This window comes from Oceanicola sp. 502str15 (assembly GCF_024105635.1).
Classification (GTDB): Bacteria; Pseudomonadota; Alphaproteobacteria; order Rhodobacterales; family Rhodobacteraceae; genus Vannielia.
Map to the genome: position 1 here is coordinate 3,006,566 of NZ_WYDQ01000001.1, position 8,967 is coordinate 3,015,532.

At 63.0% G+C, this 8,967-nt stretch carries 19 protein-coding genes; 3 read left to right on the top strand and 16 right to left on the bottom strand.

The features are described from left to right. Positions 1-72: 72 nt before the first annotated feature. The 10 genes from rplR to GTH22_RS14795 all read right to left on the bottom strand — a co-directional run bounded on the left by rplR (position 73) and on the right by GTH22_RS14795 (position 3,968). Positions 73-432 (bottom strand): 50S ribosomal protein L18, encoded by a 360-nt coding sequence (gene rplR / locus GTH22_RS14750; RefSeq protein ID WP_252946278.1) that lies wholly within the window; start codon positions 430-432, stop codon positions 73-75. Positions 433-443: 11 nt separating this feature from the next. Further along, positions 444-974 (bottom strand): 50S ribosomal protein L6, encoded by a 531-nt coding sequence (gene rplF, locus GTH22_RS14755; RefSeq protein ID WP_252946279.1) that lies wholly within the window; start codon positions 972-974, stop codon positions 444-446. 12 nt (positions 975-986) lie between these two features. Then, entirely contained in the window at positions 987-1,376 is a 390-nt protein-coding gene (rpsH, locus tag GTH22_RS14760; protein WP_252946280.1) for a 30S ribosomal protein S8, read from the bottom strand. Positions 1,377-1,388: 12 nt separating this feature from the next. After that, positions 1,389-1,694 (bottom strand): 30S ribosomal protein S14, encoded by a 306-nt coding sequence (gene rpsN / locus GTH22_RS14765; protein ID WP_252946281.1) that lies wholly within the window; start codon positions 1,692-1,694, stop codon positions 1,389-1,391. Positions 1,695-1,705: 11 nt separating this feature from the next. Then, entirely contained in the window at positions 1,706-2,269 is a 564-nt protein-coding gene (gene rplE, locus GTH22_RS14770; RefSeq protein ID WP_252946282.1) for a 50S ribosomal protein L5, read from the bottom strand. Further along, positions 2,262-2,573 carry a 50S ribosomal protein L24 gene (gene rplX, locus GTH22_RS14775; RefSeq protein WP_252946283.1) on the bottom strand — a complete coding sequence of 104 codons (312 nt, stop codon included), beginning with the start codon at positions 2,571-2,573 and terminating at the stop codon, positions 2,262-2,264. Before rplX ends, rplE begins: the two co-directional genes overlap by 8 nt. Position 2,574: 1 nt before the next feature. Beyond that, positions 2,575-2,943, bottom strand: a complete 369-nt coding sequence (gene rplN, locus GTH22_RS14780) for a 50S ribosomal protein L14 (protein WP_074257809.1) — start codon at positions 2,941-2,943, stop codon at positions 2,575-2,577. 79 nt (positions 2,944-3,022) lie between these two features. Then, positions 3,023-3,253 (bottom strand): 30S ribosomal protein S17, encoded by a 231-nt coding sequence (gene rpsQ / locus GTH22_RS14785; RefSeq protein ID WP_252946284.1) that lies wholly within the window; start codon positions 3,251-3,253, stop codon positions 3,023-3,025. A gap of 4 nt (positions 3,254-3,257) precedes the next feature. Continuing rightward, positions 3,258-3,467: a 50S ribosomal protein L29 gene (gene rpmC, locus GTH22_RS14790; protein WP_252946285.1), complete on the bottom strand. Its 210-nt coding sequence runs from the start codon at positions 3,465-3,467 to the stop codon at positions 3,258-3,260. A 126-nt stretch (positions 3,468-3,593) separates the two neighbouring features. Next, positions 3,594-3,968 (bottom strand): DoxX family protein, encoded by a 375-nt coding sequence (locus tag GTH22_RS14795; RefSeq protein ID WP_252946286.1) that lies wholly within the window; start codon positions 3,966-3,968, stop codon positions 3,594-3,596. 156 nt (positions 3,969-4,124) lie between these two features. Between GTH22_RS14795 and GTH22_RS14800 the strand changes: the two genes are divergently transcribed. The 3 genes from GTH22_RS14800 to GTH22_RS14810 are packed head-to-tail and all read left to right on the top strand — an operon-like array spanning position 4,125 to position 5,318. Beyond that, on the top strand, positions 4,125-4,745 hold the full coding sequence (locus GTH22_RS14800) for a 2OG-Fe(II) oxygenase family protein (RefSeq protein WP_252946287.1): 621 nt from the start codon (positions 4,125-4,127) through the stop codon (positions 4,743-4,745). A 41-nt stretch (positions 4,746-4,786) separates the two neighbouring features. Then, entirely contained in the window at positions 4,787-5,095 is a 309-nt protein-coding gene (locus tag GTH22_RS14805; RefSeq protein ID WP_252946288.1) for a BrnT family toxin, read from the top strand. Further along, positions 5,055-5,318 carry a CopG family antitoxin gene (locus tag GTH22_RS14810; RefSeq protein WP_252946289.1) on the top strand — a complete coding sequence of 88 codons (264 nt, stop codon included), beginning with the start codon at positions 5,055-5,057 and terminating at the stop codon, positions 5,316-5,318. Before GTH22_RS14805 ends, GTH22_RS14810 begins: the two co-directional genes overlap by 41 nt. Before the next feature lie 138 nt (positions 5,319-5,456). On the opposite strand, the gene rplP is transcribed toward GTH22_RS14810, so the two are convergent. The 6 genes from rplP to GTH22_RS14840 all read right to left on the bottom strand — a co-directional run bounded on the left by rplP (position 5,457) and on the right by GTH22_RS14840 (position 8,718). Then, a complete protein-coding gene (gene rplP, locus GTH22_RS14815; RefSeq protein ID WP_252946290.1) occupies positions 5,457-5,870 on the bottom strand; it encodes a 50S ribosomal protein L16 in 414 nt (137 codons plus the stop codon). Between the two features lie 12 nt (positions 5,871-5,882). Beyond that, positions 5,883-6,587, bottom strand: a complete 705-nt coding sequence (rpsC, locus tag GTH22_RS14820; RefSeq protein WP_252946291.1) for a 30S ribosomal protein S3 — start codon at positions 6,585-6,587, stop codon at positions 5,883-5,885. Then, the gene (gene rplV, locus GTH22_RS14825) at positions 6,587-6,967 is read right to left on the bottom strand and encodes a 50S ribosomal protein L22 (RefSeq protein ID WP_252946292.1); all 381 of its coding nucleotides are present in this window, start codon (positions 6,965-6,967) and stop codon (positions 6,587-6,589) included. Before rplV ends, rpsC begins: the two co-directional genes overlap by 1 nt. A gap of 2 nt (positions 6,968-6,969) precedes the next feature. Then, the gene (gene rpsS, locus GTH22_RS14830) at positions 6,970-7,248 is read right to left on the bottom strand and encodes a 30S ribosomal protein S19 (protein ID WP_140012671.1); all 279 of its coding nucleotides are present in this window, start codon (positions 7,246-7,248) and stop codon (positions 6,970-6,972) included. A gap of 3 nt (positions 7,249-7,251) precedes the next feature. Beyond that, entirely contained in the window at positions 7,252-8,094 is an 843-nt protein-coding gene (gene rplB, locus GTH22_RS14835; protein WP_252946293.1) for a 50S ribosomal protein L2, read from the bottom strand. Positions 8,095-8,364: 270 nt separating this feature from the next. Further along, entirely contained in the window at positions 8,365-8,718 is a 354-nt protein-coding gene (locus tag GTH22_RS14840; RefSeq protein WP_252946294.1) for a hypothetical protein, read from the bottom strand. Positions 8,719-8,967 lie beyond the last annotated feature (249 nt).

Sequence of the window (8,967 nt, forward strand, 5' to 3'; positions counted from 1 at the left end):
GCGGCCCCGGATCATCGGAGGGGCAAACGCGCTGCCCCTCGCAGGTTCTTCAGGGTGGGTGAAACCCACCGCTTAGATCTTCAGACCACCCTCACGGGCAGCATCGGCGAGTGCCTTCACCTTGCCGTGGAACAGGAAGCCGCCACGGTCGAAGTAGGCCTCTTCCACGCCGGCCTTCTTGGCCCGCTCGGCAATCGCGGCGCCCACCTTCACGGCGGCCTCCACGTTGTTCTTGCCGACCACGCCCAGATCCTTCTCCAGGGTGGAGGCGGAGGCGAGGGTGATGCCCTGCACGTCGTCGATCAGCTGCACGCTGATGTTCTTGTTGCTGCGGTGGACGGAGAGCCGCACGCGGCCCGCGTTCACCTTGCGAAGCTTGCTCCTCACGCGCATGCGGCGCTTGAGGAACAGTTGGCGTTTGGTGTTTGCCATGTGTCCGTTCCTTACCTCTTGCCTTCCTTGCGGAAGATATACTCGTCTTTGTATTTGATGCCCTTGCCCTTGTAGGGCTCCGGCTTGCGCCATTCGCGGATGTTTGCCGCGACCTGGCCGACGAGCTGCTGGTCTGCGCCTTCAACGATGATCTCGGTCTGCTTGGGGCAGGTTACGGTCACACCCTGGGGCACGTCGAAGTTGACTTCGTGCGAGTAGCCCAGCGACAGCTTCAGGGTGTTGCCCTGGATCTGCGCGCGGTAGCCCACGCCGTTGATCTCGAGTTCTTTCTTGAACCCGTCGGACACGCCCTGCACGAGGTTGGCAACCATGGTGCGGCTCATGCCCCACTGTTGCTTGGCCCGCTTCGAGGAACCGCGCGGCTTGACCGAAACGGCATTGTCCTCGACCGCAAGGGTCACGTCGTCAGTGGCGGTGAAGCTGCGCGACCCCTTGGGGCCCTTCACTTCGATGGTCTGGCCGGAGACCGCAGCAGAAACTCCGCTGGGCAGATCGACCGGCTTTTTACCAATACGAGACATTGCATGGCCTCCTTAGAACACGGTGCAAAGCACCTCTCCGCCAACATTGGCAGAGCGGGCATTTGCATCGGACATGACGCCGCGCGAGGTCGAGACGATGGAAACGCCAAGGCCCTGACGGACCGAGGGGATGTCGCCAACGCCCATGTAAACCCGACGGCCGGGTTTGGACACGCGCTTGAGGTCGCGGATAACCGGGGTGCCTTCGTAGTACTTCAGGCTGATCTCGATTTCCGGGTGGGCAGTGCCTTCCACGGGCTCATAGCCGCGGATGTAGCCTTCGTCGGCCAGCACATCGAGAACCCAGGCACGCAGCTTGGAAGCCGGCGTCCGGACGGTGGACTTGCCACGCATCTGCGCATTGCGGATGCGGGTCAGCATATCTCCGAGAGGATCGTTCATCTCATACCCTCCTTACCAGGACGACTTGACCATGCCGGGGATCTGACCGTTGGAGGCCAGCTCGCGCAGCATGATACGAGACATCTTGAGTTTGCGGTAATACGCCTTCGGGCGGCCAGTGAGCTGGCAGCGGTTGTGAAGGCGCGTGGCCGAAGAGTTGCGGGGCAGTTTGGCCAGCTTCAGCCGGGCCTTGAACCGCTCTTCCATCGGTTTGCTCTCGTCATTCGCGATCTCTTTCAGCGCTGCCCGCTTGGCGGCATACTGATCCACCAGCTTCTGACGCTTCTTCTCGCGTTCGATCATTGCTTTCTTTGCCATGGTCGGTTTCCTCAGCTGGTGAAGGGCATGTTGAACTGGGTCAACAGTGCCTTGGCTTCCGCGTCGGTCGCCGCGGTGGTGCAAATGATGATGTCCATGCCCCAGACTTCGTCGACCTTGTCGAACTCGATCTCGGGGAAGACGATGTGCTCTTTCAGGCCGAGGGCATAGTTGCCGCGGCCGTCGAAGCTCTTGCCCGAGATGCCGCGGAAGTCGCGGACGCGGGGCATGGCGACGGTGACGAGACGATCGAGGAATTCATACATCCGCTCGCCGCGCAGGGTCACTTTCGCGCCCAGCGGCATCTCTTCACGCACCCGGAAGCCGGCGATGGATTTCTTGGCCTTGGTCACCATGGCCTGCTGGCCTGCGATCTTGGTCAGGTCTTCCTGGGCCGACTTGGCCTTCTTGCTGTCGCGCACGGCTTCGGCACCACAGCCGATGTTGAGCACGATCTTGTCCAGACGCGGGATCTGCATGTCGTTCTTGTAGCCGAACTCTTCTTTCAGAGCGGGGCGAACGGTCTCGTTGTAGTGCGTCCGGAGACGGGGGGTGTAGCTGGCTGCATCAAGCATCGATCACGTCTCCCGTGGTCTTGGCGAAGCGCACCTTCTTGCCGTCCTGATCCTTGAACCCGACGCGGGTGGCTTTGCCGTTGGCATCCACATAGGCGAGGTTCGAGAGGTCGATCGGCATCGAGGTCGGCACGCGGCCGCCCTGGCTGTTCTGGCTCTGGCGCTGGTGACGGATGGCCATGTTCAGCCCTTCCACCACGGCCTTGCCGGCCTTCGGGTCGACCGAGACGATATCGCCGGTCTTGCCCTTGTCCTTGCCGGTGAGCACGACAACCGTGTCACCCTTCTTCAGTTTCGCGGCCATCTTACAGCACCTCCGGGGCGAGCGAGATGATCTTCATGAAGTTCTTCGAGCGAAGCTCGCGAACGACTGGGCCGAAGATACGGGTCCCGACAGGCTCGTTGTTGTTGTTGAGAATGACGGCGGCGTTGCGATCGAAGCGGATCGCGGTGCCGTCTTCGCGGCGAACTTCCTTGGCGGTGCGAACGACGACGGCCTTGCGGACGTCCCCTTTCTTCACGCGGCCGCGCGGGATGGCTTCCTTGACGGAGACGACAATGATGTCGCCGACCGAAGCGTACTTACGCTTGGAACCACCCAGGACCTTGATGCACTGAACCCGGCGAGCGCCGGAGTTGTCAGCTACATCCAGATTGGTCTGCATCTGGATCATTTAGGTTTCTCCCGACCTATGGGGGCTGTTCTCGTTAGCTCCCCCAGGGTTTCGATCAAACCGGAAAGGTCTGTTGGCCTCAGGCCGTCAGAACCTCCCAGCGTTTCGTCTTCGATTTCGGCGCGCATTCCTGAATGCGAACCTGATCGCCCACCTTGAAGGTGTTGGCCTCATCGTGGGCGCGATACTTTTTCGACTTCCGCACGGTCTTGTGCAGAAGCGGGTGCTTGAAGCGGCGCTCGACCTGAACGGTAACGGTCTGCTCGTTCTGGTCGCTGGTGACGACACCGGTAAGGATACGTTTGGGCATATTCTTACGCCTCCGCATTTGCGGCTGCGGCCGCTTTTTCGTTGAGGATCGTCTTCACACGGGCCACGTCACGGCGCACGATGCGCATGCGGGCGGTGTTTTCGATCTGGCCGCCGGCCTGCTGGAAACGCAGGTTGAAGGCTTCTTTCTTGAGGTCGACAAGCGCGTCGCGGAGTTGATCCGGCGTCTTGTCACGCAGTTCCTGGGCGTTCATCGCCTATTTCCTTTTTCAACAATCACCGGCGGGCCCCTTTTGGGTGACCCCAGTTCCGGTGGAGTTCACATGGTGAAGGCCCGCCCTATAGGGGGGAATCAGCGGCGTGGCAAGGGCTTTTGGCCGCTATTGCCCCCGCCCGGTCAGCAGCGCCAGCACCGCGGGCGCGCGCAGGGCAATGCCCAGCCACATGAAGAGGCCGAGATAGACCCCGAAAAGGGTGTGCGAGGCAAGCGGCATCTCGGCCCGGAGCTGGCTGGCGATGGCCCCGCCGAGCAGGCCGGTCATCAGGATGCCGCCCAGCAGACTGGTGCGCGGGTAGAGCACCAGCAGGGTGAAGAACAGCTCCATCAGGCCAATCAGCACGAGGTATTTCACCGGATAGGCGATCTGCTCCAGAGGCGCGCGGGCCACATCGAGCTTCAGCAGCTTGGGTGCCACGGAGGCCCCCAGCATGAAGAGGGCGAAAAGCGCGAGAATGATCCAGCCGGCGAGTTTCATGTCAGGGCCTCCGATTTCGGGAGAATCGGTAGCACTGTGGTCAGTTGATATCAACTCTAAATGGCGTTCGATTGGTGGGTTGCCACCCACCCTACAGCCTTCCCCCGACGTGGAGCGGGTGCTACCCCGGCATCACCCCAACCACCGGAGGCCCCCATGCCCGATATCTCCTCCCTCTTCGTCACCCGCCTCTACCGCGCCGCCCTCTCCGAGCATGGCCCCGCCGTGGACCCGGACGAGCTGGAAACCTCCTGCTTCACCATCGCCGAAGACGACGAGGCCGGGCAGGAATGGTGCGAGGAAAACGGCTATCCGGGCTACACCTCCTACGCTTCGCTCTCCGACCTCCCCTGGCGTTTCCCGATCTTCAAGGCGCTGGCCAAATCGCTCGACGCCCACGTCGCCGCCTTCACCGAAGACCTCCAGTTCGACCTCGACGGTCGCGCCCTGGTGCTCGAAGACCTCTGGATCAACATCCTCCCCGAGGGCGGCACCCACGGCTCCCACATCCACCCCCACGCGGTGATCTCCGGCACCACCTACGTGTCGATGCCCGAAGGCACCTCGGCCCTGAAACTGGAAGACCCGCGCTCCGCCCGCATGATGGCCGCCCCGATGCGCCGGAAGGGCTGCCGCGAAGAGCTGAAACGCTTCGTCTCGGTCGCCCCCGCGGTGGGAGACGTGCTGCTTTGGGAAAGCTGGCTCCGCCACGAGGTGCCGATGAACATGGCCGAGGAGGAGCGGGTGTCGGTGAGTTTCAACTATCGGTGGGAGTGACCCTGCTTGATTTTGTACGCACAACCGTGCACATATGATCAATGAAGATCATCGGGATCGACTGGGATGCCGGGAACTGGCCGAAGTGCGGCAAACATGGCGTGTCTCAAGCCGAGATCGAGCATGTGCTCCGCACCATTACCCTCCGCATCCCAGACCCTTTCCCCGGTGAACCACGTTTTCGCACCGCCGGGGCCACGTCAGACGGCCGGCATGTGTTCCTGGTCTACATGCACCGGGAGAAGGACGGCGCTCTTTGGCTCCGCCCGATCAGCGCGCGCTACATGCACGCCAAGGAGATTGAACGCTATGAAGACGCAAGAGAAGCCATGGCCAAGCCTCCCGAGTGACGCGGCGGCGGAGACCTTCGTGGAGGAGGCCGACCTGTCGGAGTTCGACTGGAGCGCCGCCGAGCCTGCCCGCTACGAGTATGAGGACAAATCCGCCCGCGTCACCATGCGCCTGCCGGAAAGCCAACTCGCCGCGATCCGCGCCGAGGCGGAGAAGCGCGGTGTAAAATACCAGCGCTTCATGCGCGAGCTGATGGAGCGGGGGATGCGGACTCTGGGGTGATCGCCCACACCGCTCCCCGCCAACACGGAAAAACCCCCGCCGGATCACTCCAGCGGGGGTTCTCTTTTCTTCACCGGTGTGCGGCCCGCAATTGGCTTTGCCAATCGCTACACCGCACTGGTCGCGGCAAGCGCGACCTTACCAATCTTCGCGAACGATCGTCCGGGTCTTGATCGGCAGCTTCATCGCGGCCAGGCGCAGGGCCTCGCGGGCGACGTCCTCGGACACGCCGTCGATCTCGAACATCACGCGGCCGGGCTTCACCTTGGCGGCCCAGAAGTCCACCGAGCCCTTACCTTTACCCATCCGGACTTCGACCGGCTTGGAGGTGACGGGCAAATCGGGGAAGATCCGGATCCAGACGCGGCCCTGACGCTTCATGTGGCGCGTCATGGCACGGCGGGCAGCCTCGATCTGGCGGGCGGTGATGCGCTCGGGCTCCACTGCCTTCAGGCCGAAGGTGCCGAAGTTCAGGTCAGACCCGCCCTTCGCCTGGCCGCGGATGCGGCCCTTGTGCATCTTGCGGAATTTCGTGCGTTTTGGTTGCAGCATTCTTCCGTCTCCTTACCGGTCGCGGCGGGGGCGCGGGCCGCCGCCTTCCTGGAGTTCCTGGGCCTTGCGATCACGGGCAGCAGGGTCGTGCTCCATGATCTCGCCTTTGAAGATCCAGACCTTGATGCCGATGATGCCGTAGGCGGTGGAGCCTTCGGCGTGGGCATAGTCGATGTCGGCACGCAGGGTGTGAAGCGGCACGCGGCCCTCACGATACCACTCGGTCCGGGCGATCTCGGCGCCGCCGAGGCGGCCCGCGACGTTGACCCGGATGCCGAGGGCACCCATGCGCATGGCGTTCTGGACCGAGCGCTTCATGGCACGGCGGAACGACACCCGGCGCTCGAGCTGCTGCGCGATGCTTTCGGCCACCAGGGCGGCGTCCAGCTCGGGCTTGCGCACCTCGACGATGTTCAGGTGCAGCTCGCTGTCGGTCATGTTCGCCAGCTTCTTGCGCAGACCTTCGATGTCAGCGCCTTTCTTGCCGATGATCACGCCGGGGCGCGCGGTGTGAACGGTCACCCGGCACTTGCGGTGCGGGCGCTCGATGATCACACGGCTGACGCCGGCCTGCTTGCACTCTTCCTCGATGAACTCGCGGATCGCGATGTCTTCGAGCAGAAGGTTGCCGTAGTCCTTGGTATCGGCATACCAGCGGCTGTCCCAGGTGCGGTTCACCTGCAGACGCATACCGATCGGATTGACCTTGTTACCCATCAGGCTTGCTCCTCGATCTGGCGGACCTTGATGGTCAGCTCGGCGAACGGTTTGACGATCTTGCCGAAACGGCCACGGGCCCGGGGGCGACCGCGTTTCATCGTCATGTTCTTGCCGACCCAGGCCTCAGCGACGATCAGCTCGTCGACGTCCAGGTTGTGGTTGTTCTCGGCGTTGGCGATGGCGGACTGAAGGCACTTCTTCACATCCGCAGCGATCCGCTTCTTGGAGAAGGTGAGATCGGCCAGGGCCTTCTCGACCTTCTTGCCACGGATCATCGCAGCGACGAGGTTCAGCTTCTGCGGCGAGGTACGAAGCATGCGCGACTTGGCGAGCGCCTCGTTGTCTTCCACGCGGCGGGGATTCTTATCCTTACCCATGGTTACTTCCTCTTCGCTTTCTTGTCGGCGGCGTGGCCGTAGTAGGTGCGAGTCGGAGAATATTCACCGAACTTCTGGCCAATCATGTCCTCGGAAACGTTCACCGGGATATGCTTCTTGCCGTTGTAGACGCCGAAGGTGAGCCCCACGAACTGGGGCAGGATGGTGGAGCGACGCGACCAGATCTTGATGACCTCGTTGCGACCCGACTCGCGGGATTTTTCGGCCTTCTTGAGGACATAGCTGTCAACAAAGGGGCCCTTCCATACAGAACGAGACATGTCTTAGCGACCCTTCTTCCTGGCGTGACGCGAGCGGATGATCAGCTTCTGCGACGCCTTGTTCTTGTCACGGGTGCGGCGACCCTTGGTGTCCTTGCCCCACGGGGTAACCGGGGTCCGGCCACCGGAGGTGCGGCCTTCACCACCACCATGGGGGTGGTCGATCGGGTTCATCGCAACACCGCGAACAGACGGACGCTTGCCCATGTGGCGCACGCGGCCGGCCTTGCCGAGGTTCTGGTTGGAGTTGTCGGGGTTGCTGACGGCACCGACGGTGGCCATGCATTCCTGACGCACGAGACGAAGCTCGCCCGAGCTGAGACGGATCTGGGCGTAGCCACCGTCACGGCCGACGAACTGGGCGTAGGTGCCCGCGGCGCGTGCGATCTGGCCACCCTTGCCGGGCTTCAGCTCGATGTTGTGAATGATCGTACCGATCGGCATGCCGATGAACTGCATCGCGTTGCCCGGCTTCACGTCGGCCTTCGCGGCCGAAACCACGGAGTCGCCAACGGCGAGACGCTGAGGGGCAAGGATGTAGGCCTGCTCGCCATCTTCATACTTGATGAGGGCGATGAAAGCGGTGCGGTTGGGATCGTATTCAATCCGCTCGACGGTCGCGGTCACGTCCATCTTGGTGCGTTTGAAATCGACGATGCGGTAGAGACGCTTTGCGCCACCACCACGACGACGCGCGGTAATCCGTCCGGTGTTGTTCCGGCCGCCCTTCTTGGTCAAACCCTCGGTGAGAGATTTGACAGGACGTCCTTTCCACAGCTCCGAACGGTCGATCAGAACCAGCCCACGCTGGCCCGGCGTCGTCGGCTTATACGACTTGAGTGCCATGTTAACTGTCTTCCGTTTTCTGTGCGGGCGGCGCTGGCGCTGCCCTGATGTTCTAGGCCCCCGTAGGTGCCCGCTTGGGGTGGTGGGTTTGCACCCACCCGACCCGCCGTTCCGCCCGTCCGATCCTGCTGTAGGGTGGGTGAAACCCACCACCTGAGGCGTAGAGACGACCAAAACCAAAGCCCCGGACGAATCCGGGGCTCTTGCGGATGTGCTCTGTTATGAGAGGCAGGGCTTCAGGTCAAGCACCCGCGTCGGGTTTTACGGCCATCAGCCGCCGAAAAGGCGCTTGAGCAACGAGGGTTTGCCCTGAACGGCGGCCTCGGCCTCCAGCGCCTGTGCTGCGGCACGCGCTGCCGCGACCTCCCGCTCGGCCCGGATCCGCGCGATCTCCTCGGCCTCGGCCCGCTCGGCCTCCAGCCTGGCAGCGCGCTCGGCATCCGCCTTCTCGCGCCGTTCGTCCTCGAGCAGCTCCTCGATGGTCTTGTTCACCACCGCCGTCGTCATCCCCGGCGACTTGGCCTTCATGTCCTCGGCCAGCAGCTCGGCAATGGTCTTGTTGGTCACGGCCGTCGGCCGCAAGCTGGGCTTGCCCCGGATCGGCTCTCTGCGGTCGTATTCCATCCTCTCGTCTCCACGCTTGCTACCTTGCAGATCGGCCCCCAAGCGACATCGGGAGGATTCCCGCAAATTCGGGCATCAATTTGGCAATCCGAGCGCCTCGCGCGCACTTCCCGGGCCGATGTTGCCGCTGCGTCACCGTGGCCCCCCGCACCAACAGCATCCGCCACGCTCTTCCCCTGGCCCCAAACGCGAAAGGCCCCGCGAACCGCGAGGCCTTCCAGCTATCTATCTTGGTGGGGGCGACCCCAC

Coding starts and splice junctions, on each gene's coding strand:
- rplN (WP_074257809.1), bottom strand. CDS start 2,943: ATGATCCAGATGCAGACCAATCTGGATGTAGCTGACAACTCCGGCGCT.
- rplP (WP_252946290.1), bottom strand. CDS start 5,870: ATGCTGCAACCAAAACGCACGAAATTCCGCAAGATGCACAAGGGCCGC.
- rpsN (WP_252946281.1), bottom strand. CDS start 1,694: ATGGCAAAGAAAGCAATGATCGAACGCGAGAAGAAGCGTCAGAAGCTG.
- rpsC (WP_252946291.1), bottom strand. CDS start 6,587: ATGGGTAACAAGGTCAATCCGATCGGTATGCGTCTGCAGGTGAACCGC.
- rplF (WP_252946279.1), bottom strand. CDS start 974: ATGTCTCGTATTGGTAAAAAGCCGGTCGATCTGCCCAGCGGAGTTTCT.
- rplV (WP_252946292.1), bottom strand. CDS start 6,967: ATGGGTAAGGATAAGAATCCCCGCCGCGTGGAAGACAACGAGGCGCTC.
- GTH22_RS14840 (WP_252946294.1), bottom strand. CDS start 8,718: ATGGAATACGACCGCAGAGAGCCGATCCGGGGCAAGCCCAGCTTGCGG.
- GTH22_RS14805 (WP_252946288.1), top strand. CDS start 4,787: ATGAAGATCATCGGGATCGACTGGGATGCCGGGAACTGGCCGAAGTGC.
- GTH22_RS14795 (WP_252946286.1), bottom strand. CDS start 3,968: ATGAAACTCGCCGGCTGGATCATTCTCGCGCTTTTCGCCCTCTTCATG.
- rplE (WP_252946282.1), bottom strand. CDS start 2,269: ATGCTTGATGCAGCCAGCTACACCCCCCGTCTCCGGACGCACTACAAC.
- GTH22_RS14800 (WP_252946287.1), top strand. CDS start 4,125: ATGCCCGATATCTCCTCCCTCTTCGTCACCCGCCTCTACCGCGCCGCC.
- GTH22_RS14810 (WP_252946289.1), top strand. CDS start 5,055: ATGAAGACGCAAGAGAAGCCATGGCCAAGCCTCCCGAGTGACGCGGCG.
- rpmC (WP_252946285.1), bottom strand. CDS start 3,467: ATGAACGCCCAGGAACTGCGTGACAAGACGCCGGATCAACTCCGCGAC.
- rplR (WP_252946278.1), bottom strand. CDS start 432: ATGGCAAACACCAAACGCCAACTGTTCCTCAAGCGCCGCATGCGCGTG.
- rplB (WP_252946293.1), bottom strand. CDS start 8,094: ATGGCACTCAAGTCGTATAAGCCGACGACGCCGGGCCAGCGTGGGCTG.
- rpsH (WP_252946280.1), bottom strand. CDS start 1,376: ATGAACGATCCTCTCGGAGATATGCTGACCCGCATCCGCAATGCGCAG.
- rpsQ (WP_252946284.1), bottom strand. CDS start 3,253: ATGCCCAAACGTATCCTTACCGGTGTCGTCACCAGCGACCAGAACGAG.
- rpsS (WP_140012671.1), bottom strand. CDS start 7,248: ATGTCTCGTTCTGTATGGAAGGGCCCCTTTGTTGACAGCTATGTCCTC.
- rplX (WP_252946283.1), bottom strand. CDS start 2,573: ATGGCCGCGAAACTGAAGAAGGGTGACACGGTTGTCGTGCTCACCGGC.